At 71.5% G+C, this 16,976-nt stretch carries 13 protein-coding genes; 8 read left to right on the top strand and 5 right to left on the bottom strand.

What is annotated here, in order from left to right; translation table 11 throughout:
* Window positions 1-126: 126 nt before the first annotated feature.
* The 6 genes from C8E87_RS01750 to C8E87_RS01720 all read left to right on the top strand — a co-directional run bounded on the left by C8E87_RS01750 (window position 127) and on the right by C8E87_RS01720 (window position 6,740).
* Window positions 127-1,260, top strand: a complete 1,134-nt coding sequence (locus tag C8E87_RS01750; protein ID WP_133871446.1) for a 4Fe-4S dicluster domain-containing protein — start codon at window positions 127-129, stop codon at window positions 1,258-1,260.
* Window positions 1,260-2,078: an FAD/NAD(P)-binding protein gene (locus C8E87_RS01745; RefSeq protein WP_133871445.1), complete on the top strand. Its 819-nt coding sequence runs from the start codon at window positions 1,260-1,262 to the stop codon at window positions 2,076-2,078. Before C8E87_RS01750 ends, C8E87_RS01745 begins: the two co-directional genes overlap by 1 nt.
* Complete coding sequence (locus tag C8E87_RS01740; RefSeq protein ID WP_133871444.1) at window positions 2,078-2,833, top strand: NADH-quinone oxidoreductase subunit B family protein; 756 nt, start codon at window positions 2,078-2,080, stop codon at window positions 2,831-2,833. Before C8E87_RS01745 ends, C8E87_RS01740 begins: the two co-directional genes overlap by 1 nt.
* Window positions 2,830-4,128, top strand: a complete 1,299-nt coding sequence (locus C8E87_RS01735) for a Ni/Fe hydrogenase subunit alpha (RefSeq protein WP_133871443.1) — start codon at window positions 2,830-2,832, stop codon at window positions 4,126-4,128. The genes C8E87_RS01740 and C8E87_RS01735 overlap by 4 nt, the downstream gene beginning before the upstream one ends.
* A 1-nt stretch (window position 4,129) precedes the next feature.
* Entirely contained in the window at window positions 4,130-4,594 is a 465-nt protein-coding gene (locus C8E87_RS01730; RefSeq protein WP_133871442.1) for a hydrogenase maturation protease, read from the top strand.
* A gap of 883 nt (window positions 4,595-5,477) precedes the next feature.
* Complete coding sequence (locus tag C8E87_RS01720) at window positions 5,478-6,740, top strand: alpha/beta hydrolase (protein ID WP_133871440.1); 1,263 nt, start codon at window positions 5,478-5,480, stop codon at window positions 6,738-6,740.
* Between the two features lie 15 nt (window positions 6,741-6,755).
* On the opposite strand, the gene C8E87_RS01715 is transcribed toward C8E87_RS01720, so the two are convergent.
* The 3 genes from C8E87_RS01715 to C8E87_RS01705 all read right to left on the bottom strand — a co-directional run bounded on the left by C8E87_RS01715 (window position 6,756) and on the right by C8E87_RS01705 (window position 11,003).
* Window positions 6,756-9,305 (bottom strand): ABC transporter permease, encoded by a 2,550-nt coding sequence (locus C8E87_RS01715; protein WP_133871439.1) that lies wholly within the window; start codon window positions 9,303-9,305, stop codon window positions 6,756-6,758.
* On the bottom strand, window positions 9,302-10,081 hold the full coding sequence (locus C8E87_RS01710; RefSeq protein ID WP_133871438.1) for an ABC transporter ATP-binding protein: 780 nt from the start codon (window positions 10,079-10,081) through the stop codon (window positions 9,302-9,304). The genes C8E87_RS01715 and C8E87_RS01710 overlap by 4 nt, the downstream gene beginning before the upstream one ends.
* 163 nt (window positions 10,082-10,244) lie before the next feature.
* A complete protein-coding gene (locus tag C8E87_RS01705; protein WP_133871437.1) occupies window positions 10,245-11,003 on the bottom strand; it encodes an ATP-binding cassette domain-containing protein in 759 nt (252 codons plus the stop codon).
* A gap of 165 nt (window positions 11,004-11,168) precedes the next feature.
* Here C8E87_RS01705 and C8E87_RS01700 point away from each other — a divergent pair, with 165 nt between their 5' ends.
* Together C8E87_RS01700 and C8E87_RS01695 are read left to right on the top strand one after the other, a co-directional pair.
* Complete coding sequence (locus C8E87_RS01700; protein ID WP_133871436.1) at window positions 11,169-12,035, top strand: universal stress protein; 867 nt, start codon at window positions 11,169-11,171, stop codon at window positions 12,033-12,035.
* 129 nt (window positions 12,036-12,164) lie between these two features.
* A complete protein-coding gene (locus C8E87_RS01695; protein ID WP_133871435.1) occupies window positions 12,165-14,096 on the top strand; it encodes a tol-pal system YbgF family protein in 1,932 nt (643 codons plus the stop codon).
* Window positions 14,097-14,103: 7 nt separating this feature from the next.
* Here the strand turns inward: C8E87_RS01695 and C8E87_RS01690 are convergent, their stop codons facing one another.
* Both C8E87_RS01690 and C8E87_RS01685 read right to left on the bottom strand, forming a co-directional pair.
* On the bottom strand, window positions 14,104-14,355 hold the full coding sequence (locus C8E87_RS01690) for a hypothetical protein (protein WP_203720947.1): 252 nt from the start codon (window positions 14,353-14,355) through the stop codon (window positions 14,104-14,106).
* A gap of 181 nt (window positions 14,356-14,536) precedes the next feature.
* Window positions 14,537-16,933: a glycoside hydrolase family 65 protein gene (locus C8E87_RS01685; RefSeq protein ID WP_133871434.1), complete on the bottom strand. Its 2,397-nt coding sequence runs from the start codon at window positions 16,931-16,933 to the stop codon at window positions 14,537-14,539.
* Window positions 16,934-16,976: the final 43 nt, after the last annotated feature.

Below are 16,976 nucleotides of genomic sequence, written 5' to 3'. Positions count from 1 at the left end.
CACCCGGGCAGGGTCGAAAGCCCCGTCGGCGGGCGGCGACCGGCCAGTCAGGACTTACGGCCCTGCCGCCGCCGCGGCAGGGCGCGCACGGTGGGAGAACGGTGTGCACAAGTTGGGAGGCCCACCATGCGAGCCGATGACGAAGCGCAACTCGTCGATGTCGATGGCCTGGAGGTGCTCTTCGCCGTCTTGCGGGGGCGCGGCTATACGATTGTCGGCCCGGCCGTGCGCGACGGGGCCGTCATGCTGAGCGAACTCACCTCGCCCGATCAACTCCCACGCGGCTGGGCCGCCGACACCGAGGCCGGTCGATATCGGCTGCGCCGCCGCACCGACGACGCGATCTTCGCGCACTGCGCCGGACCGCAGTCGGCGAAGGATTTCCTGCACCCGCCCAGGGCCCGGCTCTGGTCGGCCGACAGCGCCCCGGACGACGATGTGACGACCACCGGACCGGCGCCCGCGGACAAGCGTTACGCCTTTGTCGGCCTGCACCCCTGCGACGTCGCCGCGATCAACGTGCTGGACCGGGTGCTCGCGCGGGGCCGGTATCCCGACCCGGTCTACACCTCCCGCCGCGACGGCACCTTCATCGTGGTCGCCGAGTGCACCGAGCCGGCCGCGACCTGCTTCTGCACCTCGACGGCGACCGGACCCGGCGCCGCCGGCGGGTTCGACCTGTCGCTGACCGAGCTGCTCACCGGCGGGCACCGGTTCGTCGTGCGCAGCGGCTCCCCGGCCGGCGCTGACGTGCTCGCCGAGGTGCCGTCCCGGCCCGCCGGCGCCGACCTCGTCGCGTCCGCCGCCGAAGCCGTCGACCGGGCGGCCGCCGCGATCAACCGGCGCCTGCCCGGCCAGCCGTTGCCCGCCCTGTTCGCGGCCGGCCGGGAGTCCCCGGTCTGGGACGACGTGGCCTCGCGCTGCCTCACCTGCGGCAACTGCACCATGGTCTGCCCCACCTGCTTCTGCACCACCACCGAGGACGTCACCGACCTCTCCGGTGAGCACGCCGAGCGGTGGCGCCGGTGGGACTCCTGCTTCGACATCGACTTCTCGTACGTGCACGGCGGCCCGGTGCGAGCCAGCGCGAAGTCGCGGTACCGGCAGTGGATCAGCCACAAGCTCGGCACCTGGCCGGAGCAGTTCGGCGTGCCGGGGTGCGTCGGCTGCGGGCGCTGCATCGCCTGGTGCCCGGCCGGCATCGACATCACTCGTGAGGCCGCGGCGCTGGCTGCGGCCGAGGTGGGCGGTGAGCCCTGATGACTGTCATGGATCCGGTCGTGCCTCGCCCGCACCGCGTCACCGATCGGCGGGTGGACACGGCAGACACTGTCACTCTCGAGCTCGCCGCGATCGGGGAGCCGCTGCGACGGTTCCAGCCCGGCCAATTCGCCATGATCACCAAGTACGGCGTCGGCGACGTGCCGATCTCGCTGAGCGGGCACAGTGGCACCCGGCTTCTGCATACCGTCCGGGCGGTCGGAGCGGTCACCCAAGCGCTGCACGACACCACCGAAGGGGACGTTGTCGGGGTGCGGGGCCCGTTCGGCACCGCGTGGGATGTCGCCTCCGCGGCCGGACTGGACGTCGTCGTGGCGGCCGGCGGGCTCGGGCTCGCCCCGCTGCGGCCGGTGATCGATGAGCTGCTGGCGGACCGCGCCGAGTACGGCCGGATCACCATCTTGACAGGTGCCCGGGAACCCGCCGAACTGCTCTACCGCGACCAGTACGCCGCCTGGGCCGGACAGGCCCAGGTGGAAGTGACCGTCGACCGCGCCGACTCCGGCTGGGACGGGCCCGTCGGCCTGATCACCAAGCTCGTCCCGGGCGTCGACGTCGACCCGGCGAGGGCCGCCGCCTTCGTCTGCGGCCCCGAACCGATGATGCGCTTCACCGCCCGGGCTCTGATCGCCCAGGGCTTGCCGGCGGCCCGGATCCGAGTGTCGCTGGAACGCACGATGCGCTGCGGGCTCGGCTGGTGCGGCCACTGCCAGCTCGGTCCGCTGCTGATCTGCCGGGACGGGCCGGTCGTCGGCTTTCCGGTGGCCGAGCCCCTCATGAGTGTCCGGGAGTTGTGATGACCACCCTCGCCGTCTGGAAGTTCGCGTCCTGCGACGGATGCCAGCTCAGCCTGCTCGACTGCGAGGACGAACTGCTCATCCTCGCCGACAGGGTCCGTATCGCCCACTTCCTCGAAGCGTCCCGTGAGGTGCTGCCGGGCCCCTACGACGTCTCTCTGGTCGAGGGCTCGATCACCACCCCGGCCGACGCCGCCCGGATCGAAGAGATCCGCGCGGCCTCCGGGATTCTGGTCACGCTGGGCGCCTGTGCCACCGCCGGCGGGATCCAGGCGCTACGAAACAACGCCGACGTGGCCGAATTCGCCTCCGTGGTCTACGCCCGGCCCGACTACCTCGACGTCCTGGCCACCTCGACACCGATCGCCGCGCACGTCGACGTCGACTACGAGTTGCACGGCTGCCCGATCGACAAGGGGCAGTTGCTTGAGACGCTTGCCGCGCTGCTGGCCGGCCGCAAGCCCGACCTGCCCGCGCACAGCGTCTGCTTCGACTGCAAACAGCGGCACCACGTCTGCGTCGTGGTGGCCCGGGGAGAACCCTGCCTCGGGCCGGTGACCCGAGCCGGCTGCGGGGCGATCTGCCCGGCCCTGGGCCGCGGCTGCTTCGGCTGCTTCGGCCCCGCCGACAGCCCGAACGGCGCCGCCGAGGCAGCCCTGCTGCGCGCGACCGGGATGTCCGGTGAGGACATTCAGCGCTTCTACCGCACGTTCAACGTCTCGGCATACGGAGCAGCGGCCGAGGAGGCGTCATGACTCACCGCAACGATCGGCTGATCGACGTGCGCGGCCTGGCCCGGGTCGAGGGCGAGGGCGCCATGCATGTTCGGGTGCGCGACGGCGCCGTCACCGACGTCCGGCTGGAAATCTATGAGCCGCCACGATTCTTCGAGGCGTTCCTGCGCGGGCGGCGCCACACCGAGCCACCCGACATCACCGCTCGCATCTGCGGGATCTGCCCGGTGGCGTACCAGATGAGCGCCTGTGCGGCGATCGAGGACGCCTGCGGGGTGACCCTGCCGGCCGGCCTGGCCGACCTGCGCCGGCTGCTCTACTGCGGTGAGTGGATCGAGAGCCATGTGTTGCACATCTATCTGCTGCACGCCCCCGACTTCCTCGGCTACCCGAGCGCGCTGCACCTGGCCCGTGACCGCCGGGACCTGGTCGAGCGCGGGCTGGCGCTCAAGAAGGCCGGCAACGACCTCGTCGAGGTTGTCGGCGGCAGGGCCGTTCACCCGGTCAACGTGCGGGTCGGCGGATTCTATCGGGTGCCCCGGCCCGGCGATCTGGCTCCGCTGCGGGAACGCCTGCGCGTCGCCCTCGACCAGGCGCTGGACACCGTACGGTGGGTGGCCGGCTTCGACTTCCCGGACTTCCACCACGACCACGAGATGCTGGCGCTGGTCGAGCCGGGCCGGTACGCCATCGAACGGGGTGTGGTCGCCACCACCGGCGGGCTCAGTTTCGACGTCAGCCGGTTCGAGGACCACGTCGTCGAGGAGCAGGTGCCGCATTCGACCGCCCTGCACGCCCGGCTGGCCGGCCGCGGGCATTACCTGACCGGGCCGGCCGCCCGCTACACACTGAGCAGCCGGTGGCTGTCCCCGCTGGCCCGGGAGGCGGCGGCCGCGGCCGGGCTCGAGGACCAGTGCCGAAACCCGTACCGCAGCATCGTGGTCCGGGCGGTCGAGACCGTCTACGCGGTTGAGGAGGCCATCCGACTCATCGACTCCTACGAGCCACCGCCGATCCCCGCCGTCACGGTTCCGGCGCGGGCCGGGGTGGGCCGAGGCGCCACCGAGGCACCCCGCGGCACCCTGTTCCACCGCTACGAGCTCGACGCCGACGGTCTGGTCACCTCGGCCCGCATCGTGCCGCCGACCTCCCAGAACCAGGCCGCAGTCGAGGACGACCTGGCCCGTTTCGTCGCCGGCCGCCTCGACCTGACCGACGAGCACCTGACCGCCGAGTGCGAGCAGGCCATCCGGAACTACGACCCGTGCATCTCCTGCGCCACCCATTTTCTCGACCTGCACGTGGATCGGGGCTGACATGACGGCCCGGCGAGTGGTGATCGGCGTCGGCAACGAGTACCGCCGTGACGACGGCTTCGGTCCGTGCGTACTGGCCGAACTGGCCACCCGTCGCGATCGCGACCACCGGCTCGCCCGGGTGGAGCTGCGCGTCAGCGACGGCGAGCCGGCCCGCCTGCTGGACGCCTGGGCCGGGGCCGACCTCGCCGTGCTGGTCGACGTCGCAGCCGGTGCCGGCGAGCCGGGCGGCTGGAGCGAACTGGCCCTGCCGGAGACCGGCGGGCGGCATGTGACCTCCGGGCACGACGTGGGGCTGGGCGACTCGGTGGCGCTGGCCCGCGCGTTGGACAGGCTGCCGGGTCGGTTGGTCGTACTGGTCGCGCACGGCGAGGAGTTCGGCTTCGGCGTGGGTCTGAGCGCAGCGGTCGCAGCCGTGGTCACGCCGGTGACCGACCGGGTCTGCGAGCTGGTGACAGCGCCATGATCGCGTCGTGCAGGGGGTCGGCTTCCGCCCAGTGACGTGCCGGTCAACGACGGGGGGGAATCAGCTATGGCCAGGCGGTGGTCGCCGCTGCCCGCACGGCCGGAGGAGGATGACATGTGCCTGGGCATCCCCGGCGTGGTGATCGCCGTCGAGGAGCTGGACGGCCTGGTCATCGGGACCCCGGCTGTTCGCCGGCCTCGATGGGCTCGGCCGGCGTCCCACGTCGGGGACCTCCGCCTCTGTCGTGCCGGGCCTGCCGGCGGGACCCTGGAGAGAGGAGCCGGGCATCCGGAGGAGCACGATGAACAGTCATCCGCACGACGCGAGCGCAACGACCGGTCGGGGACCCGTGCTGGCCGGGATTCTCTCGGCGGCCTCCGCCGACGACGTCCTGCGGACGGCCTTCGACCGGGCCGAACTGGGTGACGTGCCGCTGATCGTGCTGCTCGCCGGCGGTGGCGAGCCGCCCGGATCCGTGGCCTACTGGGCCGGGCAACATCCGCGGGTCGTGACCTCGGTGTCGGTGCCGCACGGAGTGGACCCGGCGATCGCCCTGACCGCCGCGACCGGACGGGCGGGCCTCGCCGTCCTGCCCGCTGCCGCGGACGCTCAAGAGGCCGCTGTGGTGAGAGCGGTGACACGCCGGGCGAGATGCCCGGTGCTGACCGCCACGGCCGGCGGCGCGGGTGAGCGGGCTCCGGGGAACCAGCCGCCCGCTCCGGATATGAGTGATCACTGCCGGAGTTCGGTCCCGGTACCCGCTCCTTCCGCCGGCCGGCGCCTCCGACGACGATCCCGCCGTCGGAGGCGGTCCGCTCAACGAGTTCGTTCGCGGTAGCGCACTTCCTGGCAGCGCTCGCGCGGTTCCGGAGGGGAGCACGCCATGATCACCGTCAAGCGCGTCGAGGCGTTTCGCGCGGCTCCGGCCGGTCTGGTGCTGGCGGCCGGCGCCGCGGCGGGCTTCCTGACCGGGCGGGACGGATCGCCGGGGTGGCAGGTCACCCGGGTGGCGCTGGTGCTGCTCCTGACCGCCGCAGCAGCGTACGGGGTCCTTCGGCGACGCCCCTGGGTCCGCGCCGCGGTGGCGGTCGCTGTCGGACTGCCTGCCGTCGCGGGCGGGGCCGGGATCGCGCTGCCCCATCTCGGCAAGTCCGGTCTCACAGCGGCCGCGACAGCTGGTTGCATCGCGCTGGCAGCGGGCGTCGCCCTGCTCGGCTACGGCGCGGTGGGGCTCGTCACGAGCACGCGGCGCCGATGGCGGGTCGGCACCGCCGGGGTGCTGCTCGCCGTCACGGCGGTGGGTCTCTTCTGCGGAATCCAGGCCGTTGCGTCCACCAATGTGCCCCGGACGGGGATCGGGGCGGCCACCCCCGCCGATCGGGGATTTCCTTACGAGGAGGTGACCTTCCGGACGCCGGACGGCGTGGACCTGCGCGGCTGGTACGTCCCCGGGGCTGATCGCGGTACCGTGATCCTGCTGCACGGCGCCGGGTCCACCCGGACCGACGTTCTGGACCATGCGGCCGTGCTGGCCGCCGGCGGGTACGGCGTGTTGTTGTTCGACGCCCGCGGACACGGGGCGAGCGGCGGCCGGGCGATGGATTTCGGGTGGTACGGCGACGAGGACGTGGCCGGTGCGGTGGCCTATCTGCAAGGCCGTCGAGACGTCGACCGCGACCGCATCGCCGCGGTCGGTCTGTCCATGGGGGGAGAGGAAGCAGTGGGGGCGGCGGCCGCTTCGCCGGGCCTCCGAGCGGTTGTCGCCGAGGGCGTCACGAGCCGGGTCTCGGCCGACTGGGCCTTCCTCTCCGACGCCTACGGATTCCGGGGGCGGATCCAGCAACACGTCAACGGCCTCACCACCGCGCTCACCGACCTGCTCACCGCGGCCGAACCGCCGATCGCATTGCGGGCCGCGGCCGCGGCGGCCGCCCCGCGACCAATCCTGCTCATCGCCGCCGGCGACCGTCCCGACGAGGTTCACGCCGCGCGCCACCTGCAGCGGGCCGGAGCCCACGTGCAAATCTGGCCGGCGCCGGACACCGGCCACACCCGAGCCCTGCACACGCGCCCCGGCGAATGGCGGCAGCGGGTCACCGCGTTCCTCGACGCGGCGTTCGCCGAGCATGCCGGCCGCGGGCGATGAGCGAAGCGCTCTCGCTCACTCGTGTGCTATTGCGGTGAGGACGCTCAGGCGCGCTGCCCGGATCGACGGGGCGACGCCGGCGACGACACCGATGGCGACGCCCAGGACAAGGTAGGTGAGCATCTGCCCCCACGGCAGTCCGATTGCCGTGATGCCCTCGTCGTGCAGGCCCCGTACGGTGGCCGCGCCGAGCACCACGCCGACGACCACCCCGAGCAGGGCGCCGAAGACCGAGATGATGACACCTTCCACCGCGATCATGTGGACCATCTGAACCCGGCGCAGACCGATGGCCCGCAGGAGTCCCAGTTCCCGGGTGCGCTCGATCACCGACAGCGCGAGCGTGTTGACGATGCCGAGCACCGCGATGACGATGGCCATCGCCATGAGAATCTGCACCATGCCGCGCAGCGAGTCCAGCGCGCGGGTCTGCTGCCGCACGTAACCACTGCGGTCCGACACCGAAGTTTCCGGGCTGTCGGCCAGCAGCGCGGCGATCTGTGCTCGGACCGCCGGGACGGAGGCCCCTGGCGCGAGCTTGATCAGACCTGTGCTGGGATCGGTGCTCCGGAAGTTGCGGGTCTCCGGCCCGCCGGTCAGCCAGCCGGACAGACCCGAAGCGCGGGCATAGATCCCGACGATGGTGAACATCCGGGCGTCGCCCTTGGACAGCTGCACCCGAACCCGGTCACCGACGTGCCGGCCCGCGGCCGTGGCGGTGCGCTCATCGACGAGGAGTTGCCCGGCGCCGAGTCCGTCGAGGGTGCCGGCCGCGCTCCGTAAGCCGAACATGGACCGCATGGCCGTGCTGTCGCTGACCGCGCCGAGCGTCGTCTGTTCTCCGTCGACCAGGCCGATGTCGGTGGTGAAGCCGAGCACTGTCTCGACGCCGGCCAGCTGACGGGCCTGGACGAGCACGGCGTCGTCGAAGGTCGGCGCCAGCGGGCCGGTATGTTCCCCGGCGATGATGAGATCGACCTTGATCCGGTTGCCGAGCGCCTCGTCGAAACTCTTGGTCACCGAGGTGAGCACGACGCCGATGCCGACCACGAGGCTGATCCCGACCATGAGCGCGGCGGCCGTGATCGCTGTACGCCGTGGCTGGCGGGCCGCGTTGCGGACACCCAGGCGTCCGGGTGTGCGCCAGGCGAACACGCCGCCGAGCGCGGCGACGACCGGACGGACCAGGACCGGCGTCAGCAGGGCCGCGCCGGCCAGCGTCAGCAGCACCCCGATCAGCAGCACGACCAGCGCGTTGACGGGACCGGTCCGGTCGGTCAGGCCGGCGGCCAGCAGCACGGCGCCCACCGCCGCGGTGACGATGCCGGCCACGGTGACGCGGACCAGCCGTGTCTCACCTGTGCTCGACTCGCGCAGAGCGGCGACCGGCGGGATCCGGGCGGCGCGCAAGGCCGGCACCAGTGCGGCCAGCATGGTGACACCGATGCCCACGCCGAGGCCCGCCAGGACGGCGACCGGAGAAACGGCCGGCGGGGCGAGTTCCACGCCTCCGCCGAACGAGGTGGCGTACAGCCAGGCGAGCATCCGCCCGGCGGCGATGCCCAGCAGCACCCCGGCGATGGACGAGATCAGCCCGACCACGAACGCCTCGGCCTCGACCGAGCCGACCACCTGGGCCCGGCCGGCTCCCAGCGCCCGCAACAGGGCCAGTTCACGGAGTCGCTGCGCGACGATGATCGAGAACGTGTTGAGGATCAGGAAGACGCCGACGAACAGAGCGACGAAGGCGAAGCCGAGCAGGATGTAGTTGAAGAACCGCAGGCCTTCGTCGACCGCGTCGCTCGCCTGCCGCGACAGTTCCGTGGCGGTCTGGACCCGATAGGCGGGGCCGAGCGCATCGGTGACCGCCGACCGCAGTTGTTCCTCGCTCACTCCGGGCGCCGCGACCAGCTCGACCGAGGTCAGCACGTCCTTCTCGCCCAGCAGCAGTTGCTGGGCGGCCGGCAGGGTGAAGGCCACGAGCGTCTCCCCGGCCAGCGAGTCACGGTCGCCGCTGTAGCCGAAGACGCCCACCACGGTGAACGTTCGTCGCGGCGCGCGAGTCAGCACGCCGATGCGGTCACCGACGGTGTAGCCCGTGGCCTTGGCCAGTCCGGCGTTGATGGCGACCTCGTCGTCGGCGACGGGACCTCGCCCGGCGCGCAGCGTCACGAAGCCGTCCTCACCGGTCCAGTTCAGGCCGATGCGCGGGGCGCCGAAGGTGGTGATCACCTTGCCGTCGCGATCGACCACCCGGGCGCCGTCCTGAGTCGAGGCGGAGCCGGTCGCCCGGGCCACCTGCGGAAGCTTCCGCAGCCGGTCCGCCACGGCAGCGGGCATGGTCGCCGGAGCCGCCAGATAGCCGGTGTCCACCTTGGGCGGTACGGTCACCGAGACGTCCACGTAGTCGTACACGTCCTCGAACATGGCGTTGTAGGAGCGGCTGAGCGTGTCGGTGAGGATCAGTGATCCGCTCACCGCGAGAACCCCGAGCACGACGGCGATTCCTGACATCAGCAGCCGCAGCTTGTGCGCCAGCAGGCCCTTCAGCGTCGCGCGGATCATGATGGGCTCCTGGCCGGGGCGGCGCTGTCCAGGTGGCCGAGGCGATCGAGGACGCGTTCGGCGGTGGGATCCAGCAGCTCGCTGACGATCCTGCCGTCGTGCAGGAACTCGACCCGATCGGCGTACGCCGCGGCGTTGGGATCGTGGGTGACCAGCACGACTGTCTGGCCCTGGCGATGTACCGCGTCGCGCAGCAGCCGCAGGATCTCGGCGCCGGCTCGTGAGTCGAGGTTCCCGGTCGGTTCGTCGGCGAAGATGACGTCCGGCCGGCTCAGGATCGCGCGGGCGCAGGCGACCCGTTGCTGCTGGCCCCCGGACAGCTGAGCGGGGCGGTGCCGCAGCCGGTCACCGAGTTCCATCGTGGTGATGACCTCGTCGAACCAGCCGGGATCGGGTTTGCGCCCGGCGATGGCCAGCGGCAGCAGGATGTTCTCCTGCGCGGTCAGCGTCGGCAGGAGATTGAACTGCTGGAAGACGAAGCCGACCTGCCGCCGGCGTAACCGGGTCAGCCGTGCGTCGGACAGGCCGGTCACCAATGTGCCGCCGATCCAGACCTCGCCGCTGGTCACCTCGTCCAGCCCGGCCAGGCAGTGCAGCAGCGTCGACTTGCCGGACCCGGAGGGACCCATGATGGCGGTGAGTTCTCCCGTCTCGACCGCGAGACTCACGTCCCGCAGGGCGACGACCCGAGCATCGCCGGTTCCGAAGACCTTGCTCACGCGTACCGCACGCACCGCCGGACCTCCGGACGCCGGTGCCGCCGCTTGGCTCGTCATGGCCGACTCCTCCCACAGGGTTCGCTCACCGTCCAGCCTTGGCCGGGAGGACGGCCGGGCGATACGGCCAGGCGGCCTCCGAGGCGATGGACGAAGGTCCCCGCCGGAAGACGGTTCTGGAGCCGGCGACAGGGGAGGCCGGTCCCGATCGGGCACGGTGCCGTCAGAGGGGCGCCCCCGCGCCGGCACGTCCGCTGGTCATGTATTCGACGACGCCGCGCCGGTCGAGGCCGGTGAGCGGCGCCTCGGCCACCATCCGCCCGAGGTGCAGGATCGCGATGCGGTCGGCGACCGCGAAGACCTCGTTCAGGTTGTGCGAGATCATCAGTACGGCGATCCCGTGCGCTCGCAGGGACCGGATGAGGTCGAGGACCATGCCGGTCTGGGTCACACCGAGGGCGGCGGTCGGCTCGTCCATGACGACCAGCCGGTTGTGCCACATGACGGCCTTGGCCACGGCCACCGACTGCCGCTGGCCACCGGACAACGACGCGACATGTTGCCGGACCGAGTTGATGGTCGTCACGCCCAGTTCCCGCAGCGTGTTCACAGCGGCCTGTTCCATCGCGTCCTCGTCGAGCAGCCAGTGACGCAGCCGTTCCCGGCCGAGGAACATGTTCTGCACGACGTCGAGGTTGTCGGCCAGAGCCAGATCCTGGTAAACGGTCTCGATGCCGAGAGCGGAGGCGTCACGAGGGCTGCGGATGTGTGTCTCGTGGCCCTCCCAGAGGATTCGGCCGCTGTCCGGCTCGTGGATGCCCGCAATGCACTTGATGAGAACCGACTTGCCGGCGCCGTTGTCACCGCACAACGCTGTCACGTGCCCGGCCGGAACATCGAGGTCGACGCCGGTCAGCGCCTGGACCGGCCCGAAGCTCTTGCAGACGCCGCGCAGGCTCAGCAGCGGCTCGGTCGTGTCCATGGCAGACCCCTTATGGCCGACGGATCGTACGTCCTCTGGATACTTCCCCCCGGCCCGGCCGCGCCAGGGAACAACGGCCCCTGCGTGCGGGCCGCCCGGCGCTGGTCCGGCCGTCCCCGCAGACGCAGGCTCAGATCCGAGGGAGCAGATCTGGAGGTGTGAGCCATGAGCGGGGCGAGGATTGTCATCGGGTACGACGGGTCACAGGACGCGCAGCGTGCATTGCGGTGGGGATTTCGTGAGGCCGCGCGGACCGGGGCGGAAGTGGACATGGTCTTCGTGTGGCGGTGGCCGGACTACCTGCCGGCGGCCACGATGATCCCCGGCACTCCGGTGTGGCCCGACCTGACCGCGGAGAAGGAGCTGGAGGCCATGCTCGCCGAGGCGCTCGCGCGGGTACGCGCCGAGTTTCCGGCAGTCACGGCGCACACGGTCATCGGGCACGGATCGCCCACGTCCGTCCTGCGTGACCTTTCGGACTCCGCGAGCCTGCTGGTCGTCGGTGGGCGCAGCCACGGCCTGCTTGGTGACTTCTGGCTCGGGTCGGTGCCCGGGGCCCTGGCTGCGCACGCGCTGTGCAGTGTGGTGGTGGTCCGTGAAGCGGTCGGCGAATCGGCCGACGCGCCGATCGTGGTGGCCCTGGACAGCTCCGTGCAGGCCGATCGCGTCGCGGAGTTCGCCTTCGAGCAGGCCGCCGCGTCGGGGGCGCCGTTGCGGGTGGTGCGGGCGTGGATGCCACCGCCGGATCCGTGGATCGGCGCGCCGGACATCGACCGGGAGGAGATCTCGACGGCCGAGCTGGCCGCCGTGCGCGAGCAGGTGTCCGCCTGGCACCGGAAGTACCCCACCGTCGAGCTCACGGTCGAAGCGATCGTCGGCCATCCGTACCGGGTGATCGCCGAAGCCGCCGCACGGTCACGCATGGTGGTTCTCGGCACGCGCGGCAAGGGCGGCTTCTCCCTGCCGGGACTCGGCTCGGTCACGCGGTACGTGCTGCATCACGTCCACGCCACAATCGCGGTCATCCGGTAGCTTGACCCGCCCGCAGGATGCCAGGTAGCCCGAATGCCGTCCACGCCGCACCGGTGTGGCATGGACGCATGCGCGTGGATCAATCAGGCTGTCGGCAGGGACCATCTGCGGGGGAGTAGGAGTACCTCTGTGTCATCGCCGAGTGAAGGACCACGGCTGCTCTCGCTGGCTGCCACGATCGCCCATCAGACGATCATGGCGATCGAGCGGGGCGAGGCCGGCACCAGCACCGACGGCGCGCTTGTCGTGCAGGTCATCGCGTTCGCCCGGCGCAGAGCGGACCTCGGCGTACTCGACGAGATCTTGATCGCGACCCGGGACCGCCTGAGCCGGCCCGGCCGTGGTCCGGCCGACCGTACTCGATCCACCCTGGACTGGATCGACCTGATCTACCCGGTGCTGCTCGCCGGACATCCCGTTCCGCCGCGGCTCGCTGAGCTGCTGGCCGCACCCGACCCGGGAGCCGAGGCAGACGCAGCACGCCGGGAGGCGCTCGGTGAGGCCGCGATCCGGCAGGCGGCCGCCGCGCAGCGCCGGGGAGACGGCGAACAGACGCTCGCGTGGCAGCGGCTGGCGCACGAGAACGGCCACCCGCTGGCGGCGGCGGTCTCCGCTCCGCGACGCCCGATGGTCGACCTCTCCGTTCGCGGCCGCGATCCCCGCATCGCGGCGCTACTGAACGCGAGCGGGGTTGCCGCGGGCTACTTCTACCTGGGCCGGTGGAAGAGGGCCTTGGTGGCGCTGGTGGCGACCGCCCTTGTGCTCTGGTTCGCGGCCACGCACAGCGCCTCGCAGAGTCCCGGCTTCTGGATCACGGTCGCTGTGCTGGGCGTCGGGACCACGACCTTCGACGCGTGGCGGCTGGCACGGCCGCCGCACGCCGTGGCCGTCCACGGCCCGCTGCCACGCCGGCCCTTGGTGGCCGCAGCGACGCTGGTGCTGCTGATCCTCGCCGGGGCCATCGGCTACCAGGCGGCCGGCCGATCGGCCCTGGCCGACGCGCGCGCCGCCCACGCGGCGGGCGATTGTCCGGCGGCGCTGGACCGGTACGCGAGCGTCCAGTCCCGCTACGAACTCACCCTCACCTCCGTCACCGCGGACGCTCGTGCGGACCAGCGTGAATGCCAGGACCTGCTGGCTGCCGAGTCCTCATCAGATCCCGAGGGGTTCGATGCGCAGCTGGACAGATATCCGAACGGGTTGCTGGTCGCACGGGCTCGAACCGGTCGCGCGGAGGCGTACCTGCAACGTGGGAAGGCCTACAACAAGCGGGCGACCGATCAGGCGGACGGAGTCCAAGCGGCGGAACTGCGACGCAAAGCCGTCGCCGACTTCCAGGAGGTCATGACCGACCACCCCGGCACCGCCCAGGCTGCCGCGGTCCCGCCCGAACTGGACAGCGTCTACGCCTTGGTGATCGCCAAAGCAAAAAACCAGCCGTGCCCCGCACTCGCGGAGCTGTACTACCTCAGCACGGTGTCACTGCCGGAGGCGAAGGCAGGTGCCGCCCGGGCCCGCGCCGCTCGCCCCGACGCGCTGTACAACTGCGCGCTGAAAGAGATCGCCGGCGGCGACTACGACTCGGCCATCACGAGTCTGAACGCGTTCATCTCCGACTATCCGCGGGATCCCCGGGTGGCGCAGGCCCGCCAGAAGCGGATCGCCGCCGAGGTGGCCAAGGTCCGGTCCGGCGCAACCGGGGACATCGCCCCGCTGGAACGCACCGGCAACGGCCCCACCGGCACCGCCATCGTCCAGGTGGTCAACGACTCGCCGTACGCCCTGGAGATCCTCTACAGCGGACCGGTCGCCGACCGGCTCACCGTCCCGGCCTGCAAGACCTGCCAGGTCCGCACTGCGACATCCCTGCTGAATCGATACTTCGGTACGACGTGCGGCGGTACCGGTGTGCCCGCCAGGACCGTGCGGCTCAAGCCCGGCAGCTATCAGGTCGTCGTCCAGACGTCCGCAAGCGGTGGTCCGCGACCGTACTCCGGATCGTGGAAGCTGGCGAGCGGTGCACGCTACGACAACTGCTACTACGCCAGCCGGACCTTCTGAACCACGGTCATGGCCTGGTGAGGGACGCGGAGGTCGCCGGCTTCACGGCAGCGACCCGCTCCGCCGCGTCGGCCATCGCGGCGGCGGTGGGGAAGCGGTCCGCGGGCGCCTTGGCCAAGGCGGTCATCACAACGGCGCGGGCCGCCGCCGGCACGTCGGCGGGCAGCGGTGGCGGTTGTTCCCGAAGGTGCTGGAAGGCGATCGTCAACGGGTCCTCCGCCAGGAACGGGGGCTGCCCGGCCAGACAGTGATAGGCCACCGCACCGAGCGCGTACACGTCCGCGGCCGGCCCGATCGTCGCGCAGGGTCTTGACCGCGACGGTCCGGTTCAGCCGCAGGTCGGCTCCCTGCCACACCTCGCCCATGCCGCCGGAGGCGATCCGATGGCCCAACTGGTATCGGTTGTCCAGCGTTTCTCCTGTCCGATGGGACATCGACACTCACCTCCTTCGAGGTTCGGGCGGGCTGTGCGGCTCGGCGCGACGACGGATGGGCTCGCGACCGGCCGGTTGGACCGGCTCGGGCGTGAGCGGGCCCGCGGCGGGTATGGGCCGGGTCACCGGGGCGTTCGTGGTCAGCAGCAGTGGTTCGTTGTGATGCCGGAGTTCCAGCTCAGCGTCGCCGTCGTCGCCGGCACGCAGGGAGTACACAGCCTCGTGCGGGCGGATCTCCACGCCCACCCGGAGACCGTGCCACAACAGGGCGAAAGCCAGCCGATCAAGGCCCTCGGGCAGACGCGGGGCGAACGACAGCACGCCGTCGTGGTCCCGCAGGCCACCCAGTCCCGCGACCAGCGAGAGCCAGACCCCGGCCAGCGACGCGATGTGCAGACCGTCGCGGGTGTTGCGATGCAGGTCGTGGAGGTCCATGAGCGCCACCTCCCCGATGTAGTCGTGGGCGAGGCCGAGATGGCCGGTCTCGGCGGCCAGCACCGCCTGAGCGCATGCCGACAAGGAGGAATCCCGTACGGTGCGCTGTTCGTAATAGGCGAAATTACGAGCCTTGTCCTCCGGGGTGAACGCGTCGCCGCACCAGTGCATGGCGAGCACGAGGTCGGCCTGTTTGACAACCTGGCTGCGGTAGAGGTCCAGGTACGGAAAGTGCAACATCAACGGGTACTCGTCGGGCCGGGTGGCGGCGAAGTCCCACTCCTTGCGCAGGGTGAAGCCGCGAACCTGGGGATGCACGCCGAGCTCCTCGTCGTACGGGACGGACATCGCCGCCGCCGCGGCTCGCCAGGCGGCGATCTCCTCGGACCGTACGTCGAGCGCGGCGGCGCGATCCGGGTGGCGCTCCACCACGTCGGCCGCCGCGGTGAGATTCCGCTGGGCCATCAGGTTGGTGTAAATGTTGTCGTCGGCGACCGCCGTGTACTCGTCCGGACCGGTCACGCCGTCGAGATGGAAGTCGCCCCGGCGGTCGTGGTGGCCGAAGGAAGCCCACATCCGGGCCGTCTCGACCAGCAGATCCACGCCGGCGTCCCGTTCGAAGGCAGCGTCACCGGTCGCGTTGACGTGACGGACGACAGCGTCGGCGATGTCGGCCCCGACGTGGACCGCCGCCGTGCCCGCCGGCCAGTAACCGGAACACTCCTGACCACGAATGGTCCGCCACGGGAAGGCCGCGCCGGCCCAGCCGAGGGTAGCCGCTCGTTCGCGGGCCAGGTCCAGGGTCGAACGGCGCCAGCGCAGCGCTTCGGCCGCGGCCTCCGGCTGGAGGTAGGACAGTACGGGAAGGACGAAGCGCTCGGTGTCCCAGAAGACCTGACCGTCATAGCCCGGCCCGGTCAGACCCTTGGCCGCGATGGGCCGGCCCCGCACCTGGGCGCCGGCCTGCAGGACGTGGAACAGGGCGAGACGGACCGCCTGCTGCACTTCGGCGTCCCCGTCCACCTGCACGTCGGCGCGGTCCCAGAACGTGTCGAGCCGGGCTCGCTGAGCGGTGAGCAGACCCTCCCACTCCTCGAAACGGGCGCCATCGAGAGCGGCGACGACCTGGTCGCGCAGCGTGGAGCGCGACCGGTGCTCCGACCGGCTGTACGCCAGCAGTTTCACCAACCGCAGTCGCTGCCCGGGCGACAGACGGCAGACCACCGTGGTGCGGGCCAGGTCGTCGTACGCCACGCTGTCGCACCGCAGGCCGGAGGGGCCTTCCACGACGTGGTCCATGCCGGCCGCCAGGTGCAGACCGCTCTCCCTGGTCCCGTGCATCAGCAGCGCCTGGGGCCCGTCGGCGTGGTGGCCCTCGGCCACGAGCGGCGCCCGCAGCACGGCCGAGACCCGCGGGTCCCGCATCGGGCCCGGCAGGCTTTCGTTGGCGACCAGTTCGGATTGGACGATCACCCGCACGGGTACGTCGACCGGCTCGACCTCGTACTCGATCGCGGCGGTCGACCGGTGGGTCAGTGACACCAGGCGGGTCGAGCGGATCCGTACGGTGGGACCGGCAGCACAACGCCAGACGACCTCGCGGCGCAGCACCCCGTCGCGCAGATCGAGCACGCGCTCGTGGTGGAGCAGCCGGCCGTCCCGGACGTCGAACGGCTCGTCGTCGACCAGCAGCCGTATCACCTTGCCGTCGGTGACGTTGACGATGGTCTGGCCGGACTCCGGATATCCGTAGCCGCCTTCGGCGTACGGCAGCGGCCGCAGCTCGTAGAAGGAGTTCAGATAGGTCCCGGGCAGAGCGTGCGGGTCGGCCTCGTCGAGGTTGCCACGCAGCCCGAGGTGCCCGTTGGAGAGCGCGAAGAGAGACTCCGACCGGGCCAGCAGCCGCTGATCGAGACGGGTCTCGCGCAGTTGCCACGGTTCGACCGCGTACACCCGGGCCCGGCTCACGGAAGCCTCCTCGCCCGCGGCTGCCCCAAGCCGCGGCGGCCAG

This window comes from Paractinoplanes brasiliensis, from assembly GCF_004362215.1.
Classification (GTDB): domain Bacteria; phylum Actinomycetota; class Actinomycetes; order Mycobacteriales; family Micromonosporaceae; genus Actinoplanes; species Actinoplanes brasiliensis.
Note: the sequence above shows the minus strand (reverse complement) of the source record. Positions and strands in the feature narration are given on the sequence as shown.